The following is a 24,354-nucleotide window of genomic DNA, read 5'->3' as shown; positions in this document are numbered from 1 at the left end:
GAATATGAAGAGGCTGTACAGCAAGATTTCGATGGAAATCTGTTGTACAGCCTTTTATTCGTCCATTGCAAAGCTATTAGATCTTCAATACTTCCACCCGATTGGAAAAAAACGTAGCTCCGCCGCCCATATCAGCCAGACGCTGCGGCGTAAGAGCGTTTACTGAGCTGCGCCCCTTATCAGCGTCATCCCACCATAGGCCTTGCGTGACCAGAACGCCAGGCAGCACATCTTGTCCAATCCTCAGAGTTAGCTTGGCTTCGCCTCTATTGTTGCGTACCAACACATGGTCGCCGTCCAGCAAGCCGAGTGATCCCGCATCTTGCTCGTTCATATTTAGAAAGGGGGCTTTCTCCAGCTTCTGAAGCTTGGATTGATTGCCGAATGTAGAATTGATATAGCTGTGATTCGGACCCGTTATCAGCAAGAACGGAAAGTCCGTCTCCTCGAGAATGGGGGTATAGGTTGGAACGGGAGTCAGACCGTTCTTAAGCATCGCGTCAGAATAAAGCTCGATTTTCCCTGACGGCGTCGGGATGCGCTCTTTCAAGGGGATCTCGCGTCCGCCGCCAGCCTTCATCCATCCATGTTCCCTCAAAGCCTCCACCGTGATTCCTTCCAGCAGCGGATTCAACTCCGCGTCTAACGCCTCCGCAATCATCTCTTCTTCTGTCAGATCAAACAGTTCCCGCTCGAAGCCCATGCGAAGCGCCAGCTCCTTGAACAAGGTGAAATTCGATTTGCTTAACCCGGCAGGGGCAAGAACAGGCTCGCCAATTTGTAGATAGAGATGCCAGTAAGAGGTATACAAATCCAGATTCTCGAGATGGGAGGTCGCCGGAAGGACGAGATCCGCGTATTTGCACGTGTCGGTCAAAAACAAATCATGTGTAATCGTAAATAAATCCTCGCGAAGCAGTCCTTCCCTCACCTTGGATTGATCCGGGGCGACGATTGCAGGATTGCTGTTATAGACGAACAACATTCGAACAGGCGGCTCTAGCCTTGTCAGGACATCGCCAAGCTGGTTCATATTTACCGTGCGGACATCGGGATCAGGCAACAAGTCCGGCCGTTCCAGACGATCGTTGTTGATCCGCGAATACCAGCCGTTCCCTTTCATCGCGCCGCCCCCCGGATGTTTCCACTGTCCGGTCAAGGCAGGAAGACAGGAGATTGCGCGCACGATCATGCCGCCGTTGTCATGATGCTGGAGCCCGTTGCCGATCCGGATAAACGACGGGGTCGTCGTCCCGTACAATCGGGCCAGCCACTCAATCCGCTCGGGTGGGACGCCAGTAATCTCGGAAACATACTGAGGCGTGTATAACTGCGTTTCTTGCTTAAGCTCCTCGTAACCAATGGTAAACTCTTGAAGGAAGCTCTCGTCCACCAATTCGTCACGGATAAGAATATGCATCAAACCCATGGCAAGCGCGCCATCGGTACCGGGGCGGAGATGGACAAATTCGTCGGCCCAGGTCGAAGTCCGATTGCGATGGACGTCGATATGCACGATGATTGCGCCATGCTTGCGCGCTTCCGTGGCAAGCATCGTCTGATGCATATTGGTGGATACCAGGTTGCAGCCCCAGAGGAGGAACAGCTTGGTATGAACGGTTGCTTCCGGATCGATGCCGACGGAGCCCCCCATTGTGTATTTGTAGCCGGTTGCTCCCGCAACGTTGCAAATGGTTCGGTCCAGTTTGGTGGCCCCAAGCCGGTGGAAGAAACGGCGATCCATACCTTCCGCGTTAAGTACGCCCATATTGCCATAGAAGCTATAAGGCAGGATAGACTGAGCGCCGAAGTCGCGAATCAATTGCTGCATTCGGCCGATTATCTCGTCATAGGCTTCCTCCCAGGTGATCGGCTCAAAGTCCAACGTGCCCTTGGGACCTACACGCCGCAAGGGGTGTAGCAGGCGATCCGGGTGGTGGACGCGATCAGGCAGCTGTCGAACCTTGTTGCAGATGGCGCCTTTCGTGACGGGGTGAAGAGGGTCCCCGGTTACTTTCTTGACCTCGCCATTCTCAATCGTAATATGCAAGCCGCATGTATCCGGGCAGTCGAAGGGACAGACGGAGCGAACAATGCCGTCGCGAGAGCTGTCACGAGCAATATTTATGTTTAACGTCATTAATCATCTCTCCCAAACCATAATAAAATGAATCTCTATTATACCTGTACTCGCCGCTCAGAGAAATACTGCGATGGAGGACAGCCCCAGGTTCTTTTGAAAATGCGCTGGAAGTAGGAGACATCGGCGTAACCCAGATAGTCGCTTATTTCGGCGATTGTAAGCAAGGATTCCCGGAGCATATAAGCAGCGGTTCTCATCCGAACTCCGTGGACATAATCGCTGATCGTCTGTCCCGTCACTCGGCGGAAGAGCGAGGCGGCATGATTGGGACTCCGGTCTATAATGTCGCCGAGCGTCTCCTTTGTGATTCGTTCGCGGTAATGATCCTGGATGTACGCTTTCATCTTATCGGCATGCTGCAGGGAGAGGTCGGATTCCTTGCCGCGATCCAATTCCCTGCACCATAGAGCGAGCGTTTCGATCACGGCAGCGGTCATCCGCACCCGCGCGTAAGGAATGTCATCCTCCCACTCGGCGCATGAGGCACGGAGCCGCTCTACGGAAAGCTCGTAGCAGCCGGCCTGAGCAGCTACAACCTGCCTCGTTTGGAAAAGCGGCAGCGAGCTGCCGCCTTCCTTGGCCGCAAGGGCGAGAGTGAAGACAAGCTTTTCGTGGAACACCGTCGGTACGCTTTTGCCATAGAACGTTACCCCTGGGGGAAGCCAGACAAAATCGCCGCGCTGCGCCATATACTTCTCGCCGTCCACCCAATAGAGACACTTTCCATATGTGATAACCGCCAATCTGGCGAAACCATCGGATCCGTCGCATTCGGTGTACCAGCCAAGCCCTTTGTTCAGTTCGTAGTCGATTAACTCAATCATGACACACCTCGTCGTACTATAATTCATTAATCATACTATAATTCATGTACGATGTCCGCTACATCCTCTACAATAATGAAAGTGAATAACGGAGGGATGAATAAGATGAGTCAGACGAAGATTGTATGTACGATGGGTCCGTCCAGCAACTCCATATCGATCCTGAAGGAAATGATGAAGTCCGGCATGACCGTAGCGAGGCTTAACATGGCCCACGGGGAGCTGGAAGACCATAGCAGCCGAATTGAACTGATCCGTGAAGCGGCATCCGAAGCATCCGCTATCGTGGCTATTATGATGGATATCAAAGGACCGGAAATTCGTATCGGTACGCTGGAAGAGGGCAGCTACGAGCTGAAAGCGGGAGATACGCTTACATTAACAAGCGAACCTATTACGGGTAATGGAGCGCGCGTTGCCGTCAATTATCCGGATATGCCGAGCGTCATCCAGCCCGGCAATCGCATTCTGATCGATGACGGATTGATCGAGCTGATCGTTCAAGAAGTTAAAGGTACCGAAATCGTATGTACCGTCATGAACGGCGGTCCGCTTAAGCCCCGCAAAGGCGTTAACCTGCCCGGCATCAGCACGACGCTTCCCGGCGTGACGGATCGCGACATCAGGCATATCGCGTTCGGCATCGAGCAAGGCATCGACATGATCGCGATGTCGTTCGTTCGCAAGGCCGAGGATGTGCTGCAAGTTCGTCAGCTTTTGGAGGATGCCGGAGCGGCCCACATCCAGATTATTTCGAAAATCGAAAACGAGGAAGGCGTCGATAATTTGGACGCGATCATCGAAGTGTCGGACGGCATTATGGTCGCGCGCGGCGACCTTGGCGTCGAAATCCCGGCGGAAGACGTGCCGATGATTCAGAAGACGATGATCGAGAAGTGCAACTTGGCTGGCAAGCCAGTCATCGTGGCTACGCAAATGCTGGATTCCATGCAAGTGAATCCTCGACCGACGCGAGCGGAAGTGAGCGACGTGGCGAACGCGGTTCTTCAGGGAGCGGACGCGATCATGTTATCCGGGGAGTCCGCCGCCGGCAAATACCCGCTGGAATCGGTACGCATGATGGCGATGATCGCGGAACGCGCGGAATCGACCATCGATTACGCGGAGCAATTCAAGTCAAGGATAACGACGCCTACCGGATCTATAACCGAAGTCATCAGCCAAGCGGTCGTCAGCTCGTCTCTGCAATTAAACGCCAAAGCAATTTTAACGCCGACCGAGAGCGGATTTACGGCGCGCATGGTCTCCAAGTATCGTCCCGAATCGCCTATTATCGCCATTACGGCGCATGATCATGTATTGAAAAGGATGACGCTTGTTCGCGGCGTTATCCCGGTAAAAGGCGAATCGATGCCTTCGACGGACGAGCTGTTTAAGGCTTCCATCCGAGGCGCGGCTCGCACGCAGCTTCTGCAATCCGGCGACTTCGTTGTTATCTCGGCCGGCGTGCCAAGCGGCAAGGCAGGCGCGACGAATCTGATCCGTATCCACCAGATGGACTAAAACCTGCTGCTATTGACAGGACAAGCATGAAAATGCGACAATGGCTTTGGTCATCGGCTTCGGCTGATGCGCTAACGTGAGAGTGCAATGATTCATTCGTATAACTCCGCATAACGGTTGAGACACAGGGCGGGGGTTCTACGGGAAGCCTAACTTCCTTGCTACGAATAACGACACAGCTGCGTATTTGATGTTCGCGCAGCGGTCGTTGCGCGTAGCTTTTTTGCGTGTTGTCCTACAGTACGATCGGGACAAAATTAATATTACCGCGCGTCATATTGCCGCTCTGTCGATTAAATAGGAGAGAAGTGAGGGAACAAACATGAAACATATGGTAGCCGTGTTTCTCGGCGCGGCCAGCTACGGCATTTTGTCCACATTCGTTGTCCTGGCTTATGGCCATGGTTATACGCTGGGAGAGGTCGTTGGCAGTCAAATGATGATCGGCTTTCTGCTTACATGGGCGTTGTCGGCTTGGCTGAACATGCGAAAGAAGCAAGCCGTTAAACGGCAAACGAACATGAAAACCCAGCAAGCAAACGGGCCTCAAACAAACATGCGGACCAAAGCCGTTTTAACGCTCAAACAAAAACTGCTGCTGATGCTTGCGGGATTGCCTACGGCTATAACGGGCTTGTTATATTATGAATCGCTGCGGTATATTCCTGCTTCCGTCGCCATTCTGCTGCTGTTCCAATTCACCTGGATGGGCGTGCTTATTCAAGCGGTACGCCTTCGCAAACTGCCAGAGCGCAAAGTTTATTTGACTTTGGCGATTCTGTTTGGCGGTACGTTGCTTGCGGCCGGTCTGGCCGAGCCTGGCGTTGGGGCCTTTCATCTTGGCGGAATCGTGCTGGGACTGCTGGCGGCCGTCAGTTATACGCTCTTTATGTTGTTTAATGGAAAAGCAGTGCCGGATGCAGAGCCTGCGGATCGCAGCAAATGGATGATGCTTGGAGCCATGCTGCTGGTATTTTTGCTGTTTCCGCCGCAATTTCTATGGAATGGCGATTTATTAAGCCCATTAATGTTGTATGGATTGCTCCTTGGCGCTTTCGGAGCGTTCATTCCGCCGTTGTTGTTCGCTTATGGCATTCCTCATATCGGCGAAGGCTTGGCCGGGATTCTCGGTGCAGCGGAGCTTCCGGTTGCCGTTATGTTGTCGGCGGTTGTCTTGCACGAAGAAGTCAGCTTCTTGCAGTGGATCGGAGTAGCCATCGTCCTCGCGGGCGTGGCTTTACCGGAATGGCTAAAGCGCCTTAGGCGCGTGCCTGTTGTCAATCATTGACAACGAACTTCCCTAGGCGTACAATTTTGTTGGATTTGACAATTTGCTTGTCATGGATTCATCAATTGGACTGGGGGAGTTAGGATGACAGTTATCGGCAATAAAGCCGTCGTGTTGTTCCAGGGGGACAGCATTACGGATTGCGGCAGAAATCGTGAAGTAGGGAGCAGTCTGGGAACTGGATATGCCAATCTGATCGCGTCGGAATTCGGATTTAAATATCCGGAAAAGAACGTTACGTTCTTGAATCGCGGCATTAGCGGCAATCGTGTCGTTGATCTGGAAGGACGTTGGCAGGAGGATTGTCTGGATTTGAAGCCAACCATGGTTTCCATCTACATCGGAATCAACGATACATGGCGCAAGTATGACAGCAACAATCCGACATCCGCTGAGAGCTATTATGAAGGATACCGCCGTCTCATTATAAATACAAAGGAATCATTGGATGCTTCGCTCATTCTAATTGAACCGTTTGTATTGCCGGTACCGGAGGACCGCAGGGGCTGGAGAGAGGATCTCGATCCAAAGATTACGGCTGTCCGTTCCTTGGCTGAGGAATTCAAGACGTTATACGTCCCGCTGGACGGGTTATTTGCTGCAGCCAGCATGTCCACAGGCGTCGCGTATTGGGCTGGAGATGGCGTACATCCTTCGCCGGCAGGGCATGGGTTAATCGCGGATGCCTGGCTGCGAGCTGTTGGCGCTAAGGGGTAATCTGGTAAAGTTTCTTTATAAAATGTTCTTTCGCTACCCTATGCCCATTCTTTGGAATTATAATAAAGGTGTCGGGGCCGACGAAATACGCGCGAAAGGAGATGATCCAATTGAATCACAACGTAGAGGTGATCTCCGAGTAATCGGAGAGAATCATCGATACAGAAGAGGCCGCCAAGGCCTCTTCTTAATTTCTGGAAACGATTCGCATTGTGCGATGGAATGATTTTCTTTATAATGGAAAGGCGAGGCGGTTCCTTTTAAAGGAATCAGCAAAAAACCAAATTCGAAGAAAGGGAGGATGATTTCAATGATTGATTTCCGCATCATGAATCAAACAAGTATTGCCGCTCAGCCATCTGCGTCCCAAGCGGCGCATTACAATCGTATAGACCAGTTCGAGGAGGATTTTGAACGTGAACTACAAAAATGGAAGAGACGTGCTTCCCCCTAGCCTATTATTAGAGCTCCAAAAATATATTCAGGGCGACCTCATCTATATCCCGAAGCCGGCGAATCAGCGCGCGAGCTGGGGAGAGGTTAGCGGCACCCGCAAGCTGCTTGCGGAACGCAATAAGGAGATCGTGCAATGTTATGTCAACGGCGCAACCGTCGCGGAGCTGGAACGGAAGTATCATCTGTCCAGCGAAAGCATTCGCAAGATCATCGTGAAAGCCCGTTAATGAAATGAACAATCGCATCCTATCCATAATTAAAGAACCTCCGATTCCCTTATCTGTCGCCAGATGCCGGGAACGGAGGTTCTTTTGTATGCTTACACGGATGAGGTCGTCGCAGATGGAAGAGCTACCTTCGTTCTTGGATATTTGTAATCATCCCGATAGCAGCGCGTCTCGGAGTCGTAATCCGATTGAGATAATCGGTGGGATACGTCGAATATGGGCAATTCCGGATTTACATGCAAGGTAGAACCGAAAAAAGAACAACATTCGAAGTGAAAATCCAGCGTCGTGATAAGAATAACACAATTGGAAAACGTGCAATTACTAAACGAAAATCCGTCGAAAGCGATCGTTTCATTTTGGAAATGTTGATTCATAATTAACTTCATTTGCAACTCTCCTCTGTAATGATTAGGCGTCTCAGGCGACATATGAACTATGCTAACAGATCGCTGGCGAAATGTTTGTCGCAACTTGACTCCCGTTTGAAATAGATATCGACAAAGACCGATCCTTATTCCTGGAAATTTATGAGCCATCGTCAATTTTAAATTTATAAACATAAATGATTATTTAAAATCTGAAAATCAGTTTGTTTGATTATAAGTTTAAATTATATAACATAGATCAAGATGTCAGTAAACGTTCGAATAAAGGATGATTGGGCAGGATATGGGAGCAATTGGGAGGACCCATGGGGTCAGCGACGCTCAACCTAGGAGAGCTTTAAATAGGAGAGGATATGCCGAATTAATGGAAATGACCTCCAGCCGGATTCATGTTAGCCTTTTAAGTGTTCGAAAAAAACGCAGCGAAAGGCTGGTGGAACGCAACGTGCGTAAAAAGTGGATGATGCTGATCCTGGCGACAATGTTGCTTTTAACCGCATGTTCCGAAAACGGGAGCAGCGGCAAAAACGATGGAGGGCAACCAGGTAACGGAAATGCGGCAAGCACCTTGGAGAAAGCCAAGGAACAAGGGTACATAACGATTGGATTCGCGGGAGAGAACCCGTACGCTTACAAAGATGAAAACGGCGAGCTGACGGGAGAAGCGGTCGAAATTGCGCGAACGATTTTGAAGCGGCTTGGCATTGAAGAGATGAGGGCTGAATTGACGGAATTTTCAGGCTTGATTGCCGGTTTGCAGGCTAAACGATTCGATATGATCGCAGCGGGCATGTTCATTAACCCGGAACGTTGCGAAGCGGTATTGTTCGCCAATCCGGAATACAGCATCGGGGAAGGTCTGGCGGTCAAAGCCGGAAACCCGCTGAATTTAACAAGCTACGAAGCAATTGCCGAGAACAAAGATGCCAAAGTAGCGGTCATGTCGGGAGCGGTCGAGATTGGATATCTCGAGGCAAGCGGCGTAACGGAAGCGCAGATGGTCATTGTGCCGGATCAGGATGCAGCAATAAGCGCGTTGCAATCCGGTCGTGCCGATGCCATGACAATGACGGGACCCGCGCTGCAGTCCAGACTGGATCAAGCGGGAGACGAGGGCCTGGAGCGAGTCATGGATTTCGAACAGCCGACGGTCGACGACAACAGCGTGAGGGGCTACGGGGCATCCGCATTCCGATTGGATGACGTTTCCTTGCAAGAAGCGTTTAACACGGAGCTTGACGCTATGAAAGAGAATGGAGAGCTGCTGCAAATTTTGCAGCAATTCGGATTTACCGAACAGGAGCTGCCAGGAGACGTAACGGCGCCGCAGCTTTGCTCTCCGCAAGCTTAACCCATGAATGTTCCCATCGGACAGTGGCTGCCTTTTTTGGTGGACGGAGCAGTCGTCACTTTGAGAATAACGGTTCTTGCAGGACTTCTGGCGTTTTCCTTATCCGCATTATCGGGCATGGGGCGATTGTCCGCCCTTACTCCAATTCGTTGGATATCGGGCTGTTATATTGAGCTGTTTCGAGCTTCGTCGCTGCTTGTCCTGCTGTTCTGGGTATACTTCGCGCTTCCGATCGCCGGACTGGAGCTCAGCAAGACATGGTCTGCCGTGCTTGCGATCGGACTTAACATCGGCGCCTACGGAGGAGAGATAGTCAGAAGCTCCATACTTGCAGTTCCAAAGGGACAATATGAAGCATCCATCGCGCTTAATTTGCGTCCGTACACTAGATTTATCCGCGTCGTGCTTCCTCAAGCTTTTGTGCGGATGCTTCCTCCAATGGGGAATCTGTCTATCGAAATGCTGAAGTCGACCTCGCTTGTCTATTTTATTACAATGGCTGATTTGACCTACGAGGCCATGATTTTGAGAAATAACTATTATACGCATACACCGATTATATTCGGATTGCTTCTTCTTATTTATTATTTAATGTCGTCTTGCGTGTCTTGGTCTGTCCGGCTGCTGGAGCGCAAGCTGGCTTGCTGGAGGTGACGCTTGGACATGTGGGATTGGGACTATGTTTACGAGTTGCTGCCAAAGCTGCTGCGTGCGCTGCCGGCAACGTTAGGCGCTGCATTATGCGGTTTCGCTCTTGCGGTGTTGGTCGGAATTCTTCTCGCCGTTGCGGGGAGATCGCGGTTCAGACTTGTGAGAGTACTGACGACGGGCATCGTAGATTTCATCCGCAGCACGCCGCTTCTTGTGCAGCTATTCTTTTTGTATTATAGCTTGCCGATGCTGACACCTCTTGCCATGTCGGCATTCGCGACAGGCGTTATCGGGTTGGGCTTGCATTATGCCTGCTATCTCTCGGAGGTATTCCGATCAAGCATCGACGCGCTGCCGAAAGGGCAATGGGAGGCCGCCTCGGCGCTTAATCTCTCGAAAGCAAGAACCTGGTTTTCGATCGTATTGCCGCAAGCGATGCCGCCCGTTATCCCGATCATGGGCAATTATCTCATTGTCATATTTAAAGAAACGCCCGCTTTATCGGCAATAACTTTCGTCGAGCTGCTCATGCGGACCAAAAACGAGACTTCCATCTCGTTCCGCGCATTCGAACCTTATACGATTACGGGCGGACTGTTTATCGTCGTTAGCTTGCTGTTGTCCCTTGCGGTCAGTCGGCTGGAGAAGAGGTTCAAAAACCGAACGACAGCATAGTCCGAAAAGGAGGTGCAAAAGATCAATGAACTCGATATACATGCCAGATCAGGAAGCGCCCGCAAAGGTTCAGGAGCAACCTCTCATCCGGTATGAAGGCGTTACGAAGACATTCGGAGAACTGGAAGTGATCAAAGGCATTGATATGTCGATCTACGGAGGAGAGAAGCTTGCCATTATCGGTCCGAGCGGCTCAGGCAAAACCACGCTTGGCCGCATGCTGATGACGCTGGAGGAACCTACAAGCGGCATTATTACGATCGACGGCGAGAAGCTCTGGCAAATGGAAGACAAACGGGGGCGATTGGTTCGGGCCAATGAGAAGCATCTCCATCGAATGCGCGAAAAAATCGGCATGGTGTTTCAGCATTTCAACCTGTTCCCGCATCTTACGGCACTGCGCAATGTTACGCTTGCGCTCACATCCGTTCTCAAGGTACCCAAGGACGAAGCACGGGAACGCGCCGCCGAGATGCTGGGCAAGGTGGGGCTCGCGACCAAATTGGACGAATACCCTTCAAGGCTGTCCGGCGGGCAAAAGCAGCGTGTCGCTATAGCGCGCGCGTTAGTCCTTCGTCCTAAAGTCATCGTCTTCGACGAGGTGACCTCGGCCTTGGATCCCGAGCTTGTCGGCGAAGTCCTCGAAGTGATTAAGGAGATCGCGGAGGATCGGGAGACGGCGATGATGCTCATAACGCATGAGATGGAATTCGCCAGAGAGGTAGCCGATCGCGTCGTCTTCGGGGCTGACGGACTTATCGTGGAACAAGGAACGCCGGAGGAGATATTCGATTGTCCCCGGAGCGAGCGGCTTCAGGCTTTTCTTGGCCGGTTCCGTTGAAAGCAACTAGTAAAAGTAATCGTAAAGGAGGAGATAATATGAAAAGAAGAGAACCGCCTGCGATACTGTATCGCAGACCCGAGCCGAAGGACGGGAGCGAAGTATGGAGGCTTGTCCGGGATTCGGGAGGGCTCGACTTGAATTCTGCCTATAGCTACTTGATGTTATGCGACATGTTTCGCGACACTTGCTGTATTGCGCAGTCCGAGGATCGAATTGTCGGCTTTGTATCCGCGTTCCGGAAGCCTGCGGACGAGCAAACGTTATTTGTATGGCAGATCACAGTAGATGGCGGACTTCGAGGCCGTGGAGTTGGAAGACAATTATTGCGAGAATTGACAGACAGAAAAGAAAATGCAGGTATTCGGTATCTGGAGGCGACCATTGGACCGAACAACATTCCGTCCAGAAGCTTATTCCTGGGGATGGCTCAGTCGCTGAATGCGGAATGTACGATGGCGAGCAAATATGAATCAGGTCTATTCCCCAATCCGGAAGGTCATGATGACGAGTTGCTGTTCCGAATCGGTCCGTTCGACCGAGAAGGGTTGCCAAGCATCAAATCACAACGAACGGAGGAGATTCATAGATGACAGCCATACCTAATCGTATCGGTTCAATAGATCAGGATGTGTTCAAACAATTGGAATCGGAAGTTCGGAGCTACTGCAGAAGCTTTGATACGGTATTCGCCAAAGCGAAGGGAGCCAGGCTTTGGGACAAAAAAGGGCGCGAATACATCGATTTTTTCGCAGGCGCCGGCGCGTTGAACTACGGACATAACAACGAAAAGATTCGATCCCGAATCGTTGACTATATGATGAACGACGGCATAACGCACAGTCTGGACATGGCAACGGAAGCGAAGGAACGTTTTCTGCTGACATTTCAGCATAAGATTTTGAAGCCCAGAGGACTGTCGTACAAGCTCATGTTCCCCGGTCCTACCGGAACAAACTCCGTCGAAAGCGCGCTAAAGATCGCCAGGAAAGTTACCGGAAGGACGAATGTCATTGCCTTTACGAATGCATTTCACGGGATGTCGCTAGGATCGTTGGCTGCCACAGGCAATGCCTATAAGAGGGGCGGAGCGGGAGTTAGTCTATCGGGCACGACGTTCCTCCCTTATGACGGGTACATGGGGCCGCTCTTCGATACATCGCTTTTGATGGAGAAGATGCTTAACGATGCGGGGAGCGGAGTCGATAAACCGGCGGCTGTAATCGTTGAGACCATGCAGGGAGAAGGCGGGTTGAACGCGGCCAGCGCAAAATGGCTTCAAAGACTCGAGAGCCTTTGCCGCGAACATGAAATGCTTCTTATTGTTGACGATGTGCAGATGGGCTGCGGTCGCACGGGCACGTTTTTCAGCTTCGAAGAAGCGGAGATACGGCCAGACATTGTTTGCCTGTCGAAGTCTATCGGCGGATACGGACTGCCGATGGCGCTTACGCTTATTAAGCCGGAGTATGACATCTGGAATCCTGGCGAGCACAATGGAACGTTCCGTGGCAATAATCTCGGGTTCGTGGCAGCGACGGAGGCGATTGCTTTCTGGGAGGACGGCACACTGGAGCTGCGGATCAAGGAGCACTCCCTTTCGATCCGCAAATTCCTCGAGCGCGCAGCAACCAGATACGGCGGCAAAATTAAAGAAGTGCGCGGGAAGGGAATGATCCAGGGGCTGGTTTTCAACAATCCGGATGATGCCGGTCGATTATGCCGGAAAGCGTTCGAACGGGGAGTGATTATGGAAACCTCTGGCTCACGTGACGAAGTAGCGAAGCTGATGCCTCCATTGACGATCGAAAAGGAGCTGCTTGCGGAAGGAATGGCAAAAATCGAAGCATCGCTGAGCGAAATGTATGACTTTGCAGAGCAAAAGGAAGCAGTCGGCATTCGCCGATAAATGATAAAGAACTGGAGGCAACGCTTATGATCGTCAAACACCTGAATGACATAGTGAACACGAAGGACGATATTGATGCCGAAACCTGGAATTCGAGAAGATTGCTGCTTAAGAAGGACGGAATGGGTTTCTCCATGCACGATACGATTATAAAAGCGGGAACGGAGACGCTGATCTGGTACAGGAACCATGTCGAAGCCGTCTATTGCATCGAAGGCGAAGGAGAGATAGAAGTAATCGGAGGCCAAACCTACCCCATTACGCCAGGAGTTTTGTATGCGCTGGATGGTCATGAAAAACATCTGCTCCGTGCCAGCAAGCAGTTGCGCATGGTTTGTGTATTCAATCCACCGCTGACTGGAGCCGAAGTACATGACAAGGATGGCGTCTATCCGCTAGAAGCGGAAATCCAATGAAGGAGATGATCCCTATGTCCAATACTACTGCAAATACTCATGTCGACCGTTACCCTTCCCGCATTGCCGATCAAGCACAGCTCACAGAGCGACTCGACCCCGTCGTGTATACGAAGTGGTCCGACGCTAGTCCGTTGTCCGAGGAGCAATCGGCCTTCTACGAGAACAACGGCTATCTGTTCCTGGAAGAGTTTTTCTCGGAGAATGAAGTCGAAGCATGGCGTCAGGAGCTAGCGAGGCTGCAGGAGAGCTACAGCGACCGCGATGAGGCTCATGTCATTCGCGAACCGCAAAGCAAGGAGGTGCGTTCCGTCTTCTCCGTTCACGAGAATAACGACGTCTTCCGCGACCTGTCCCTGCATCCGAGGCTCAAAGCGATCATGAACTACTTGCTTGGCTCGGAGACTTACATTCATCAATCAAGAATCAACTTCAAGCCGGGTTTCACGGGCAAGGAATTTTATTGGCATTCCGATTTCGAGACATGGCACGTCGAGGACGGCATGCCCGCCATGCGGGCGCTGAGCTGCTCTGTCGCGCTAAGCGACAATCATCCCTTTAATGGACCGTTGATGGTTATCCCCGGCTCGCATAAGCAATTCGTTTCTTGCGTGGGACGGACGCCCGAGAACCACTTCAAGGAATCGCTGCGCAAACAGGAATATGGCGTGCCGGATCCCGATAGTCTGACGAAGATGGCTGACGCGGGAGGCATCGAAATGCCGGTCGGCAAAGCCGGCTCCGTGCTGTTATTCGATTGCAATCTGATGCATGGCTCCAGCAGCAATATTTCCCCTTACCCCCGGAGCAACGTGTTCATGGTTTATAACAGCATAAACAATCGCCTGGTCGATCCTTTCTCGGGTCAACGGCCTCGTCCGGATTATATCGCTTGCCGTAAGTAATGCTTGCCAGATGAATCCTCTAAATAGGAAAAGAGAAACCTAACTTCAGTAATGAGGTTGGGTTTCTTTTTTTGTGTCCTGCGAATGCGGTAAAGAAAGGACGTTGACAAAAAGTATTTTAGCAGTTAATATTTCAATAGTTGAAATATATAGCGATGAAGTAAATGATTCGAGGTGATGAGATGGAGACGTTCGTGATGAGATTCCAACGATCCCTGATCTACTTAAATCGAATTTTCTCCGCTGAGATGATGAAGCAGATGGACGTGCAAGTGACAAGCACTCAAATGTTCATGCTGCATTTTATCAGGGAGAGCGGGAGCTGCCGGCTGACAGCGCTGGCGGAGAAGCTGGACGTGCAGCCTGGCGCAGTGACCGCGATGATTGATCGTTTGGGTAAATCGGGTTATGTCACTCGGGAGAACGATGCCAAGGACCGGAGAGTGATTAGGGTTCGTCTAACGGAAGCGGGTGAAGATATTATCAAGAAATCGCATGAACTTCGGAAGGAGATCGTGGCAAAATATATGGAGAGTCTGAGTTCGGCCGAAGTTGAAACAGTGACCGTTCTTATGGAGAAGCTGGTGGCTTCGGCTCAAACTTTATCGAATGAAGCAAACTAATGGCATTAAGGTATACAACAAAGACAGAAAACCGGGCATCCTATTTTTGAAGAGAATGAGGGAGAAATCAACATGGAACATCTAACACATAAACGCAAGATGAGTATCATGTTCGCGATTATTGCGGCTATGTTCTTCTCGGCGATCAATCAGACAATCGTCAGCACAGCTATGCCGCGTATTATCGCCGTACTAAGCGGAATGGAGTATTATAGCTGGGTCATTACGATCTATATGTTAACATCTACGCTTGCGACCGTACTTGTCGGCAAGCTGTCCGATATTTATGGCCGGAAACCATTTATCTTGACAGGTATCGTTATATTTATGATCGGCGCATTATTAACGGGCTTCTCCAAGGATATCTTTCAACTGATTATTTACCGCGGTGTGCAGGGTGTTGGCGCCGGCATTATTATGGCTACCGTCTTTACGGCTGTCGGGGATCTGTTTTCGCCGCGCGAGCGCGGCAAGTGGACCGGCGTCATGATGGCCGTTTTCGGATTCTCCAGCGTCATTGGACCCACACTCGGGGGATGGCTGGTAGACAACATGGAGTGGAAGTGGCTGTTCTGGATTTTCCTGCCTCTTGGCGTCGTTGCTTTCTTTATGATTCTGTTCCTGTTCCCCAAGGTTGAACGCAAGCCATCCGAGAGTATCGATTATGCGGGTTCGTTTTTCCTCAGCATTACCATCATTGCTCTGTTGCTGGGTTTCACTTGGGCAGGGAGCAAATACGAATGGGCTTCTTTCGAAATTCTCGGACTGTTCGGCGCAGCGATTATATCGCTTATCCTTTTTATTTTGGTCGAACGCCATGCCAAAAGCCCTGTACTTCCGTTATCCTTGTTCCGCAATGATATCGTAACGATCTCTAACGTCATTGGTTTCTTGATGAACGCCGGCATGATGGGCGCCCTGATCTACTTGCCGTTTTTCGTGCAGGGGGTAGAAGGCATTTCGCCAACCTATTCCGGTTATGTTACGATGCCAATGTCCATCGGGATGGTCATTATGAGTACCATTATCGGACGTCAAATTACGAAGACGGGCAAATACAAACGTTATGCCATCATCGGAATGCCGATTATGGTTGCGGGATTGCTGATCATGGCATTTATGAACAGCGTATGGATTGCGGTCATCGCGATGATCGTATTCGGTATCGGACTAGGCGTAGGCATGCCGGTCTTCTCCCTAACGGTACAAAATGCCGTTAAACCGACAGAGCTCGGTGTCGCTACATCCTCGTCTCAGCTATTCCGTAACCTGGGCGGCACAATCGGTATTGCCATTATGGGAACGATCATGCAGTCGGCGCTTGTGCGCAACATGAAGGAAGCCTCGTCGTCGAGTACGGGCTTTCACTTTGACGAGCTGGACCCGGAGCTTGCCAAAGAGCTGTCGGCCTTCCAGAATCCGGAGATGCTGCTGGATCAACCGAAGTTGGAGCAACTTCAGCAGACGCTTCCTGCAGACGTTCAGCCATTGATTACTCAAATGATCGACATGCTGAGAGATGCGCTTAGCCATTCGCTGACGGTCGTATTCCTGGCAGGAGCTTCGCTAGTCGTCGTTGCGATGATTCTTTCCTTCTTCCTGAGAGAGATACCGCTTCGCACCTCCAACAAAATGCCGGAGCAAGAGCCTCAAGCTGAAGCCGTCTAACCTAAAGAATTTACCGCCCCATATCCTTATATCATTCACGATATACGGGATATGGGGCGATTCTTTGTCTTTTCTGCCGATTGGTGTTGAGTTGACGGGGCGATAACGATTATAATATAGCGGAGTATGAAATTCTTACAGAAAAGGTGTCATTCATGAGCATATTAAATGTAGAACGTCTCAGCCACGGCTTCGGAGACCGTGCGATCTTTAACGATGTATCGTTCCGTCTGTTGAAAGGCGAGCATATCGGCTTGATCGGCGCGAACGGCGAAGGCAAGTCGACCTTTATGAACATCATTACGGGCAAGCTGCAGCCGGATGACGGCAAGGTGGAATGGTCCAAGCGTATGCGCGTCGGCTATCTGGATCAGCATGCGGCATTAACCAAAGGCATGACGATTCGCGACGTTCTAAAGAGCGCATTTCAATATTTGTTCGACATGGAAAACGAGATGAACGACATGTACGGCCGAATGGGCGACGTATCGCCAGAGGAGCTCGAGAAGTTATTGGAGGATGTTGGCACGATCCAAGATACGTTGACGAATCAAGACTTCTATATGATCGACGCGAAGGTCGAAGAGACCGCCCGCGGACTCGGACTGACGGATATTGGTCTCGACAAGGACGTTAACGATCTGAGCGGCGGTCAACGGACGAAGGTATTGCTGGCCAAACTGTTGCTCGAGAAACCGGATATTTTGCTCCTCGACGAGCCTACGAACTATCTTGACGAAGTGCATATCGAGTGGCTAAGGCGTTATTTGCAGGAATACGAGAATGCGTTCATCTTGATCTCGCATGATATTCCATTCCTCAACAGCGTCATTAACCTGATCTATCATATGGAGAATCAGCAGCTGAACCGTTATGTCGGCGACTATGACCACTTCATGGAAGTGCACGAGATGCGGAAGCAGCAGCTGGAATCCGCTTTTAAGCGCCAACAGCAAGAAATTGCAGATCTGAAGGACTTCGTGGCGCGGAACAAGGCGAGCGTAGCTACCCGGAATATGGCGATGTCCCGTCAAAAGAAGCTGGATAAGATGGACGTCATCGAGCTGGCCAAGGAGAAACCGAAGCCGACGTTTAACTTTAAAGAAGGCAGAACCGCAGGCCGCGTTATCTTCGAAGCCCAAGATCTAGTCATCGGTTACTCCGAGCCGCTTTCCCGTCCGCTTGATCTCCGCATGGAGCGCGGACAGAAAATTGCTCTTGTCGGCGCTAACGGCATTGGCAAGACGACATTGCTGCGCAGCATTTTGGGCGAGATTCCAGCTGTCTCCGGCCATGTCCAGCTCGGCGAAAACTTGGAGATCGGCTATTTCGTACAGGAAGCCAAGGATGCGAACTACAACACTTGTATCGAGGAGATCTGGAACGAGTTCCCTTCCTTCACTCAATTCGAAGTGCGTGCGGCGCTGGCAAAATGCGGCCTGACCACAAAGCATATCGAGAGCAAAATCACGGTTCTGAGCGGCGGCGAGAAAGCAAAGGTTCGCCTCTGCAAGCTGATCAATCGCGAATCCAACCTGCTCGTACTCGACGAGCCGACAAACCATCTGGACGTTGACGCGAAAGACGAGCTTAAGCGCGCGCTTAAGGCCTACAAGGGAAGCATTCTGCTTATTTCCCACGAACCGGAATTTTATCGCGATGTCGTGACGGAGACTTGGAACTGCGAGTCTTGGACGACAAAAGTTTTTTAATCGCAATAGAATAAGAGTGGTCGATCAAACCTGTTTCCTTTTTTCCAAGGAGCAGGTTTTTTTGTGGTAAAAACCATGTAGATAAGATTTCAGAAAATGTTCAGTTTTAAAGTGTAAAATATATTGTTGCAATGTGATGACATTTGGATTTACGGAGAGGAAGTTATTCAATCATGTTCGATCAAAAAAATCGGTTAATGTTGCTGCTTGCTGCTGCCGCTGCAGCTTTATCGGCGTTAATATACGGACTAGCGCAAGTTTTTCATGTAATCGGAGGATCGGAAGGCCACGGTCATGGAGACATGGCAAGTCATGTACCTACAGCCGGATGGATATCCAGTTCAATTCTTCTATTAGCAATATTACCCTTTGTTACACTCGCAGCAGCTATTTATACGTTTATAGCTAATAGAAACCATCACATGTTGCCATGGTTAAATACTTTGACGCTTACCTTGTCAAGCATTGCCATCATAAGCGGAAGCGGTGGGGGCGTCGAATTTCATTTCTCGATCTTTATGGTCATTACGGCATTAGCCTATTATGAGAATGTGAAGTTAATTACGTTAATGACGGTATTATTTGCGATTCAGCATTTGGTCGGATTTGTTTGGTTCCCCCAGATCATCTTCGGTACGAATTCCTATCCATTTCTTATGTTGATCATTCATGCTCTGTTCTTGCTGCTTACTTCTGGCGCAACCATCCTTCAAATCCGATCGAAACATCGTATTACGCAAACGCTTGAACAAGATAAGGCTGCCAAAGAGGAACGGCTAGTCGACTTGATCAGTCGGGTCAGAGAACTGTCAACATCGATTCAATTATCAACCGATATCGTTGCGGAAAAGTCTCACATGCATATTGCCGCCAATGCAGAGATGCGAAAGTCCTTTGACGAAGTGACTGCTCGGCTGGATTCGCAGCATCGTTCTGTAGGAATGGCGGAAATAAAGCTGAACGAAATGGGATCGATCGTTTATAATGGGATGGAGGCATCTGACACTTTGAAGGAGAATGCGGAACAAACCGAACAGATCATGGGGGAAAGCGATCTGCTTGTACAAGAGATTGCTTTAAAGCAACAAGAAATTGAAAAAGCGATTCAGGCATTAAGCGAATCGATGGCGACTACACGTAAATCCGCTTCCGAAGCTCAGGAGCGTCTGGCGGCCATTGAGACTATAGCCGATCAGACTGCATTGTTATCCCTTAACGCTTCAATTGAAGCAGCGCGAGCTGGGGAACAAGGCCGGGGATTTGCCATTGTTGCGTCGGAAATCCGAAAGCTAGCGCAGCAAAGTCGCACCGTGTCGGATGAGATGAAGTTGATGATCGCGGATATACATAGGGAAACGGTGGACAACTATCGGAATATGGAGCAAGGTCGCGATTTGGTGAAAAATTCGACGCTTCATCTAGCCCAATTCCAAGAACGGTTCGAGCATGTGCAGAATCATATCATCCAGACAATCAGGTTCGTCCGGCTCATGAATGAGCAAATGGTAGGCATGTCTCAAGGTTCTGCGGTTATTACCGATGGTATGAAAGACATCATGGCCGCCGTTCATCATAACCGGCTAGCTTTGGAACAATTGACAGCTGCCAGCCAATCTCAGACCGAGTCCGCTGTGCAGGTAGACGAAGAAATACGCCAGTTAAGAGGTTTGACTCAAAACTTGGAGCAGGATTTAAACCGATAGTCAACATAGATGCAAGACAGATTGTTGATGAGGTAGATGAACAAATGAAGTGGCGGCTGGCCCCAATTATGATTTACAAGAGTTTGAACATTGAGTTAGTATAAAACTATAAATGAATTTCGCTGGAAGAACCAGAGGAACTAAAGTCTTAGGACTTGGTTCCTTTTTTTGTTTCCAGTATTTTGCATGGATGATATAATGGGGGAGAATTCTGATGACAATAATGCTAGTAAAAGTAGACGAATATAAGATCCGAGCTTCGTGGAAAGAATTTAATACCGATTACGTCAAGTGCATGAAATCACTGAAGGGGAGCAGATGGAAGCCGGAATTAAAGGTATGGGAATTCCCTTACACGCTGCATCTGCTGGAGCAACTCATTGAATTAGCCGGTTATGAACAGCTGCGAGCTGACTCGGTATTAATGGAAGAGTGTTATTTGTTTCATCCTGATGATTTGGATTCACGGAATCAGCGTACTGCCAACCGCGGGTGATGTCGATCCAGGATGGTACTTCTTATGTAAGGCCAAAGAAGAGCAAGCCTTAGCCAGGTCAGGAATCGTTAAACAAGCTGAGATACATTCTCTTCGGCATTCATTCGCTACTCATTTGCTTGAGGGAGGAAGGTGTTTTGTGAAATTGCCCAAAATCTTTTTTTGAAAAATTTAAGGAGGAACGACATGAGGATTATTTCAGTTCTCTTTTATAGAAAATTTGATTATGTAGTATTTCCGATTGGACTAATTGCGCTCTTGATTATAATTGTAGATTTATTTTACACAACAAAGATGGATACTTCTATTCTGTGGGGTCAATTCTTTATGGTATTTCTATATTATTTGGCTACTAGGGAAAGGGCAGAAAGAAACTTTATGGAAAAGGGGATACAACCTTTAATAGTAGTTTCGTTTTTTGGATTTTTAGTTATTCTAGGTTTCTTAGCGAATGTAATATTGTTGATGGAATTAATAGTTGAAGGTCGCTCATGAAGTAGACAACTTCACATATCACAATATTCACGCCCTCGGTCGCCAGGAGGGATTACGGGGAAGCTGAATCAGGAGACAACCCTGCACTGGCTAAGTCCGCCGGACCCGCGCATTCGCGCTTAAGCCAGTGAGGGTTCGTGAATAAAACGTTATCGGAAGTCCTAGCAGAAATGGAGAGATATGAAACCAATGAAGAAAGTAATCTTAATTACATTGTCATTATTCTTATTTTCTATCGTGACTGGGTGTTCCGAAGAAATAAATCCAAATGAAAATTTGTTTGAAGTTGGAAGTGATGAATTGAAAAGCATAAAAACCAATCAACCTTTTCAAATCACTGGATTTGTGAAGAATAATTCTAAACAAAAGTGGGATATCTCACATGGAGCTGGTATGTTTACTTATGAGATTTATGATAGTGATGGAAACCTTGTTGAACAAGATAATGATTTTTTATACAGAAACGATATTGGATATTTAGGTGAATTGAAACCTAAAACTGAGTATAGAAATAATGGTGAAGAACAACGAAGTAAAGAATATTATGAATTCAAGATTAATAAACCAGGAGTATATAAAATTAAGACTGAAGCAAAATTTCAGGTGAGGAATGGAGAAGAAATTGAAGAGTTCAACGTATCATCTGGTGAACTTAATGAATTCGCTGTGAAATAGCATGATAGTTTATCAGGAAGGCAAGGACATCCGATAACACCATATTCACGCATCGGGCATTTGCCCTCAGTTCCAGAAGCGGCTTCAGGGAAGAAGTTGCTGTGGACACATCCGACTACGTTGGACGTCGTGAATATACGAAACGTTAGAGGAAATATCCGCAAACAATAATCAATGCAATAGAATAGGAGTCGAACTATGAGTTATTGTTTGTCATCTGTTTTTCATCAAATGAAAGTCGCGGTTGATTCGATCATTGTAATTATTAATCAAATTTCTAATATTGACTTAGAATCAAGACCAATACGAGACAAAAGATCATATTTAGAATTATTAACTCATATCTCGCTCCTATGCCGGGCAGATTTATTAATTTCTAATGAAACTAGCAGTACTGAAATGCAAGCATTCTATGTAAGACATGAATTTAAAACGATAGAAGAAATTAAAGACAATCTGATAACAAATTATAATCAATTAGTTGAAGAATATTCAAATTATACGGAAGAGAAATTATTTGAATATACACAATCATATTGGGGAGTTAGATATTCCAGATTTGAATGGTTGTTGCAAATGTTAGGTCATATATATCATCATAGAGGGCAATTACATACATATATATTAATTGATTCTAAAGGAATTGAAGTCCAGCTATTTGAATGAATTAAGAGATTTGTGTTTGAGAATTCGATGAAGGCAGATACATCCTCTAACACCATATTCACGCATCGGGGCTACGCCCCTCGGTCCCAGTTGCGGCTTCGAGGAAGTGGTTGCTGTGGACACACCCGGCATTCGCCAGGCGTCGTGAATATACGAAACGTTAGACGAAATTAACGGGTTTAAGATTCAAGAAATATAGAACAATCGTTCTTCTTTTTTCTGGTAGATGATGGTACAATAGGAAAGACAATTGAATCTTGGGTGGGCATGGTTTCCCTTCGAAAGGAGGTGAAGCCATGGAAGTTAAAGATGCGTTGACGATTATGTTTTTATTTGGATCATTCATCCTCGCACTTCTAACTTACATTAATTCAAACAACAAGAGAAAGTAAAAACCCACCCCAAGGTTAGCGCCGAAGGTGGGTTTTTATTCTGATCGCTTAGAAGGGAATAAACCATCCAAGCCAATTGTTGAGCCGAGTGTTTGCCGCACTCGGCTTCTTTAATAGTATGATAACACAATTGGAAAAAGAAGTGAACATGAAAAGCGATTAAAGAATATTGATAAGCATAATAAAGGCGATAACAAACTGGAATAGCAAATCGTATTTAATGGCGTAATAAAAGCGTAATAAAAGCGTAATAAAAGCATATTGAAAGACAATCAAATCGTTTGTTAGCAGCGCAAAGTAGCGTTAACCTCGTCTAACACCATATTCACGGGTCGGGGTTTTTCGCCCCTCGGTCCGGCAGTTGTATTTCGTAGAAGCGGTTGCAGCCGGACACATCCGACTTCGTCGAACGTCGCGAATATACGAAACGTTATGTGAAATTCCCGAAAAATATGAATAAAGAAAGCGATGATGATGTGTCATGGGAGCATGGGGTTATGGAATTCTTGAAAATGATACTGTTTTAGATTGGGTAGAAGATCTTTTAGAAACACAGGATTTAAGTTTAATTACTGAAGCAATTGAAGCGGTGCTTGATGATAGTGAAATAGAATCATATACTGCTGAAATTGCACTAGGAGCAATAGAAATACTCGCTGCCTTGCAAGATAGACCAGGTAATGAAGAATATGATGAAGAACTTGAAGACTGGATAAACCATCACAAAGACCAGGGCAAAGAATTATTAGTGCTTTCTCAAAAAGCAGTAGAGAAAATCTTATCCGAATCAGAATTAAGAGAATTAAGAGAAGAGTCCGAAGGCTTTGAAGAATGGGTAAAGATTATCAAAGAATTAGAAAGAAGATTAATGTAAGGTGGATTCAAGATGTATGGAACTTCACATAACACCATATTCACGCATCGGGCTGACGCCCTCGGTCCGGCAGGAGATATTGGCAGGGAAGTTGAATCAGCCGGACACATCCGACTTCGTCGGACGTCGCGAATATACGAAACGTTATATGTAATCCCTGTAAAGCAATTAGATCGTAATCAGGTAGACTCATAGAAGCATAGGTAAGTAGATGTTTTTGCAAGCAACTCAATGTAGTAGATGTTCAAGAAATGTTTGTACTGAAAACGCGAGGAAGATGTTAAAGGACATGTTTTTGTGGGCAATTCGAGGAAGTAGTTGTTTAAAGACTTTTTGTAGGAAGCACGAGGAGTAGTTGTTAAAGGACTTGTTTTTGTAAGAAACTCGGAGGAGCGGTTGTTGAATGACTTCTTTTTTTTAGGTTGCTCGAGGAAGCAGATGGTAAATGACTTTGTTTCGGAGGTCTCTCGTGGAAGTAGAAGTTAAAGCATTTTGTGGGCTAATCACAGAGGACAAGGACTACATATAACAACGTGTTCATGCATCGTCGCTTTCGCTCCTCGGTCCGGCAGAAGTTAAGAAGCCAGGAAGCGTAGTCAGCCGGACAACCCTGCAAGGCTAAGTGGCGGAGCCACCCGGCAAGCATCAATCGCTGCGCTTGATTGATCGGCAGCTTAAACCTTTCGGATTCGTGAACACAAAAACGTTATCTGAAAGACTAGAAAAAAATAAAA

The 24,354-nt window shown here is 48.3% G+C and carries 25 protein-coding genes; 22 read left to right on the top strand and 3 right to left on the bottom strand.

What is annotated here, in order from left to right; all coding sequences use genetic code 11:
* Positions 1 to 76 precede the first annotated feature (76 nt).
* Both B1748_RS17550 and B1748_RS17545 read right to left on the bottom strand, forming a co-directional pair.
* Positions 77 to 2,140 carry a molybdopterin oxidoreductase family protein gene (locus B1748_RS17550; protein ID WP_179215650.1) on the bottom strand — a complete coding sequence of 688 codons (2,064 nt, stop codon included), beginning with the start codon at positions 2,138 to 2,140 and terminating at the stop codon, positions 77 to 79.
* Between the two features lie 38 nt (positions 2,141 to 2,178).
* A complete protein-coding gene (locus B1748_RS17545; RefSeq protein ID WP_087569236.1) occupies positions 2,179 to 2,967 on the bottom strand; it encodes an AraC family transcriptional regulator in 789 nt (262 codons plus the stop codon).
* Between the two features lie 105 nt (positions 2,968 to 3,072).
* Between B1748_RS17545 and pyk the strand changes: the two genes are divergently transcribed.
* The 4 genes from pyk to B1748_RS17525 all read left to right on the top strand — a co-directional run bounded on the left by pyk (position 3,073) and on the right by B1748_RS17525 (position 7,179).
* Positions 3,073 to 4,491 carry a pyruvate kinase gene (gene pyk / locus B1748_RS17540; protein WP_087569235.1) on the top strand — a complete coding sequence of 473 codons (1,419 nt, stop codon included), beginning with the start codon at positions 3,073 to 3,075 and terminating at the stop codon, positions 4,489 to 4,491.
* Between the two features lie 322 nt (positions 4,492 to 4,813).
* Positions 4,814 to 5,779 carry an EamA family transporter gene (locus tag B1748_RS17535; RefSeq protein ID WP_087569234.1) on the top strand — a complete coding sequence of 322 codons (966 nt, stop codon included), beginning with the start codon at positions 4,814 to 4,816 and terminating at the stop codon, positions 5,777 to 5,779.
* 84 nt (positions 5,780 to 5,863) lie between these two features.
* Complete coding sequence (locus tag B1748_RS17530; RefSeq protein ID WP_087569233.1) at positions 5,864 to 6,496, top strand: SGNH/GDSL hydrolase family protein; 633 nt, start codon at positions 5,864 to 5,866, stop codon at positions 6,494 to 6,496.
* Positions 6,497 to 6,912: 416 nt separating this feature from the next.
* On the top strand, positions 6,913 to 7,179 hold the full coding sequence (locus B1748_RS17525) for a CD3324 family protein (protein WP_087569232.1): 267 nt from the start codon (positions 6,913 to 6,915) through the stop codon (positions 7,177 to 7,179).
* Positions 7,180 to 7,271: 92 nt separating this feature from the next.
* Here B1748_RS17525 and B1748_RS17520 read toward each other — a convergent pair whose 3' ends face one another.
* Positions 7,272 to 7,568: a hypothetical protein gene (locus B1748_RS17520; RefSeq protein ID WP_087569231.1), complete on the bottom strand. Its 297-nt coding sequence runs from the start codon at positions 7,566 to 7,568 to the stop codon at positions 7,272 to 7,274.
* Between the two features lie 460 nt (positions 7,569 to 8,028).
* Between B1748_RS17520 and ehuB the strand changes: the two genes are divergently transcribed.
* From ehuB to B1748_RS17435, 18 genes are all read left to right on the top strand, one after another.
* Positions 8,029 to 8,919, top strand: coding sequence for an ectoine/hydroxyectoine ABC transporter substrate-binding protein EhuB (ehuB, locus tag B1748_RS17515; RefSeq protein ID WP_087569356.1), 891 nt, complete (start codon positions 8,029 to 8,031; stop codon positions 8,917 to 8,919).
* A 3-nt stretch (positions 8,920 to 8,922) separates the two neighbouring features.
* A complete protein-coding gene (gene ehuC / locus B1748_RS17510; protein ID WP_087569230.1) occupies positions 8,923 to 9,573 on the top strand; it encodes an ectoine/hydroxyectoine ABC transporter permease subunit EhuC in 651 nt (216 codons plus the stop codon).
* A gap of 9 nt (positions 9,574 to 9,582) precedes the next feature.
* Positions 9,583 to 10,245 carry an ectoine/hydroxyectoine ABC transporter permease subunit EhuD gene (gene ehuD / locus B1748_RS17505; RefSeq protein ID WP_087569229.1) on the top strand — a complete coding sequence of 221 codons (663 nt, stop codon included), beginning with the start codon at positions 9,583 to 9,585 and terminating at the stop codon, positions 10,243 to 10,245.
* A 25-nt stretch (positions 10,246 to 10,270) separates the two neighbouring features.
* Positions 10,271 to 11,086: an ectoine/hydroxyectoine ABC transporter ATP-binding protein EhuA gene (gene ehuA / locus B1748_RS17500; protein ID WP_087569228.1), complete on the top strand. Its 816-nt coding sequence runs from the start codon at positions 10,271 to 10,273 to the stop codon at positions 11,084 to 11,086.
* Positions 11,087 to 11,124: 38 nt separating this feature from the next.
* Positions 11,125 to 11,679, top strand: a complete 555-nt coding sequence (gene ectA / locus B1748_RS17495; protein WP_087569227.1) for a diaminobutyrate acetyltransferase — start codon at positions 11,125 to 11,127, stop codon at positions 11,677 to 11,679.
* Positions 11,676 to 12,995 (top strand): diaminobutyrate--2-oxoglutarate transaminase, encoded by a 1,320-nt coding sequence (ectB, locus tag B1748_RS17490; protein WP_087569226.1) that lies wholly within the window; start codon positions 11,676 to 11,678, stop codon positions 12,993 to 12,995. The genes ectA and ectB overlap by 4 nt, the downstream gene beginning before the upstream one ends.
* A gap of 26 nt (positions 12,996 to 13,021) precedes the next feature.
* Positions 13,022 to 13,411: an ectoine synthase gene (locus B1748_RS17485; RefSeq protein ID WP_087569225.1), complete on the top strand. Its 390-nt coding sequence runs from the start codon at positions 13,022 to 13,024 to the stop codon at positions 13,409 to 13,411.
* Positions 13,412 to 13,425: 14 nt separating this feature from the next.
* The gene (gene thpD / locus B1748_RS17480) at positions 13,426 to 14,316 is read left to right on the top strand and encodes an ectoine hydroxylase (protein ID WP_179215649.1); all 891 of its coding nucleotides are present in this window, start codon (positions 13,426 to 13,428) and stop codon (positions 14,314 to 14,316) included.
* A 197-nt stretch (positions 14,317 to 14,513) separates the two neighbouring features.
* Positions 14,514 to 14,939: a MarR family winged helix-turn-helix transcriptional regulator gene (locus tag B1748_RS17475; RefSeq protein ID WP_179215648.1), complete on the top strand. Its 426-nt coding sequence runs from the start codon at positions 14,514 to 14,516 to the stop codon at positions 14,937 to 14,939.
* Positions 14,940 to 15,011: 72 nt separating this feature from the next.
* Entirely contained in the window at positions 15,012 to 16,607 is a 1,596-nt protein-coding gene (locus B1748_RS17470) for an MDR family MFS transporter (RefSeq protein ID WP_087569223.1), read from the top strand.
* 155 nt (positions 16,608 to 16,762) lie between these two features.
* Complete coding sequence (locus tag B1748_RS17465; RefSeq protein WP_087569222.1) at positions 16,763 to 18,319, top strand: ABC-F family ATP-binding cassette domain-containing protein; 1,557 nt, start codon at positions 16,763 to 16,765, stop codon at positions 18,317 to 18,319.
* A 422-nt stretch (positions 18,320 to 18,741) separates the two neighbouring features.
* On the top strand, positions 18,742 to 20,022 hold the full coding sequence (locus B1748_RS17460) for a methyl-accepting chemotaxis protein (RefSeq protein ID WP_179215647.1): 1,281 nt from the start codon (positions 18,742 to 18,744) through the stop codon (positions 20,020 to 20,022).
* Between the two features lie 214 nt (positions 20,023 to 20,236).
* Positions 20,237 to 20,518, top strand: coding sequence for a hypothetical protein (locus B1748_RS17455; protein ID WP_087569220.1), 282 nt, complete (start codon positions 20,237 to 20,239; stop codon positions 20,516 to 20,518).
* A 186-nt stretch (positions 20,519 to 20,704) separates the two neighbouring features.
* The gene (locus tag B1748_RS17450; RefSeq protein WP_087569219.1) at positions 20,705 to 21,013 is read left to right on the top strand and encodes a hypothetical protein; all 309 of its coding nucleotides are present in this window, start codon (positions 20,705 to 20,707) and stop codon (positions 21,011 to 21,013) included.
* A 189-nt stretch (positions 21,014 to 21,202) separates the two neighbouring features.
* On the top strand, positions 21,203 to 21,688 hold the full coding sequence (locus B1748_RS17445; RefSeq protein WP_087569218.1) for a hypothetical protein: 486 nt from the start codon (positions 21,203 to 21,205) through the stop codon (positions 21,686 to 21,688).
* 198 nt (positions 21,689 to 21,886) lie between these two features.
* Positions 21,887 to 22,354 (top strand): DinB family protein, encoded by a 468-nt coding sequence (locus B1748_RS36460; RefSeq protein WP_143810320.1) that lies wholly within the window; start codon positions 21,887 to 21,889, stop codon positions 22,352 to 22,354.
* Between the two features lie 296 nt (positions 22,355 to 22,650).
* Positions 22,651 to 22,746: a competence inhibitor ComI gene (gene comI / locus B1748_RS37565; protein ID WP_219930283.1), complete on the top strand. Its 96-nt coding sequence runs from the start codon at positions 22,651 to 22,653 to the stop codon at positions 22,744 to 22,746.
* Between the two features lie 481 nt (positions 22,747 to 23,227).
* The gene (locus B1748_RS17435) at positions 23,228 to 23,620 is read left to right on the top strand and encodes a DUF4259 domain-containing protein (RefSeq protein WP_087569216.1); all 393 of its coding nucleotides are present in this window, start codon (positions 23,228 to 23,230) and stop codon (positions 23,618 to 23,620) included.
* Positions 23,621 to 24,354 lie beyond the last annotated feature (734 nt).

The organism is Paenibacillus sp. MY03 (assembly GCF_002165585.1).
Taxonomy (GTDB): Bacteria; Bacillota; Bacilli; order Paenibacillales; family Paenibacillaceae; genus Pristimantibacillus; species Pristimantibacillus agaridevorans.
The sequence above is the reverse complement of the archived record's forward strand: the minus strand, read 5'-3'. Positions and strand labels throughout refer to the sequence as shown.

What these genes read in the sequence shown, in the direction of transcription:
- ectB (WP_087569226.1), top strand. Translation starts at nt 11,676, where the DNA reads ATGACAGCCATACCTAATCGTATCGGTTCAATAGATCAGGATGTGTTC.
- B1748_RS17545 (WP_087569236.1), bottom strand. Translation starts at nt 2,967, where the DNA reads ATGATTGAGTTAATCGACTACGAACTGAACAAAGGGCTTGGCTGGTAC.
- comI (WP_219930283.1), top strand. Translation starts at nt 22,651, where the DNA reads ATGGAAGTTAAAGATGCGTTGACGATTATGTTTTTATTTGGATCATTC.
- B1748_RS17530 (WP_087569233.1), top strand. Translation starts at nt 5,864, where the DNA reads ATGACAGTTATCGGCAATAAAGCCGTCGTGTTGTTCCAGGGGGACAGC.
- ehuD (WP_087569229.1), top strand. Translation starts at nt 9,583, where the DNA reads ATGTGGGATTGGGACTATGTTTACGAGTTGCTGCCAAAGCTGCTGCGT.
- B1748_RS17445 (WP_087569218.1), top strand. Translation starts at nt 21,203, where the DNA reads ATGAAGAAAGTAATCTTAATTACATTGTCATTATTCTTATTTTCTATC.
- B1748_RS17460 (WP_179215647.1), top strand. Translation starts at nt 18,742, where the DNA reads ATGTTGCCATGGTTAAATACTTTGACGCTTACCTTGTCAAGCATTGCC.
- B1748_RS17535 (WP_087569234.1), top strand. Translation starts at nt 4,814, where the DNA reads ATGAAACATATGGTAGCCGTGTTTCTCGGCGCGGCCAGCTACGGCATT.
- B1748_RS17465 (WP_087569222.1), top strand. Translation starts at nt 16,763, where the DNA reads ATGAGCATATTAAATGTAGAACGTCTCAGCCACGGCTTCGGAGACCGT.
- B1748_RS17520 (WP_087569231.1), bottom strand. Translation starts at nt 7,568, where the DNA reads ATGAAGTTAATTATGAATCAACATTTCCAAAATGAAACGATCGCTTTC.
- B1748_RS17470 (WP_087569223.1), top strand. Translation starts at nt 15,012, where the DNA reads ATGGAACATCTAACACATAAACGCAAGATGAGTATCATGTTCGCGATT.
- ehuA (WP_087569228.1), top strand. Translation starts at nt 10,271, where the DNA reads ATGAACTCGATATACATGCCAGATCAGGAAGCGCCCGCAAAGGTTCAG.
- thpD (WP_179215649.1), top strand. Translation starts at nt 13,426, where the DNA reads ATGTCCAATACTACTGCAAATACTCATGTCGACCGTTACCCTTCCCGC.
- ehuB (WP_087569356.1), top strand. Translation starts at nt 8,029, where the DNA reads ATGATGCTGATCCTGGCGACAATGTTGCTTTTAACCGCATGTTCCGAA.
- ehuC (WP_087569230.1), top strand. Translation starts at nt 8,923, where the DNA reads ATGAATGTTCCCATCGGACAGTGGCTGCCTTTTTTGGTGGACGGAGCA.
- B1748_RS17475 (WP_179215648.1), top strand. Translation starts at nt 14,514, where the DNA reads ATGAGATTCCAACGATCCCTGATCTACTTAAATCGAATTTTCTCCGCT.
- pyk (WP_087569235.1), top strand. Translation starts at nt 3,073, where the DNA reads ATGAGTCAGACGAAGATTGTATGTACGATGGGTCCGTCCAGCAACTCC.
- B1748_RS17485 (WP_087569225.1), top strand. Translation starts at nt 13,022, where the DNA reads ATGATCGTCAAACACCTGAATGACATAGTGAACACGAAGGACGATATT.
- B1748_RS17435 (WP_087569216.1), top strand. Translation starts at nt 23,228, where the DNA reads ATGGGAGCATGGGGTTATGGAATTCTTGAAAATGATACTGTTTTAGAT.
- B1748_RS17450 (WP_087569219.1), top strand. Translation starts at nt 20,705, where the DNA reads ATGAGGATTATTTCAGTTCTCTTTTATAGAAAATTTGATTATGTAGTA.
- B1748_RS17550 (WP_179215650.1), bottom strand. Translation starts at nt 2,140, where the DNA reads ATGACGTTAAACATAAATATTGCTCGTGACAGCTCTCGCGACGGCATT.
- ectA (WP_087569227.1), top strand. Translation starts at nt 11,125, where the DNA reads ATGAAAAGAAGAGAACCGCCTGCGATACTGTATCGCAGACCCGAGCCG.
- B1748_RS17455 (WP_087569220.1), top strand. Translation starts at nt 20,237, where the DNA reads ATGACAATAATGCTAGTAAAAGTAGACGAATATAAGATCCGAGCTTCG.
- B1748_RS36460 (WP_143810320.1), top strand. Translation starts at nt 21,887, where the DNA reads ATGAGTTATTGTTTGTCATCTGTTTTTCATCAAATGAAAGTCGCGGTT.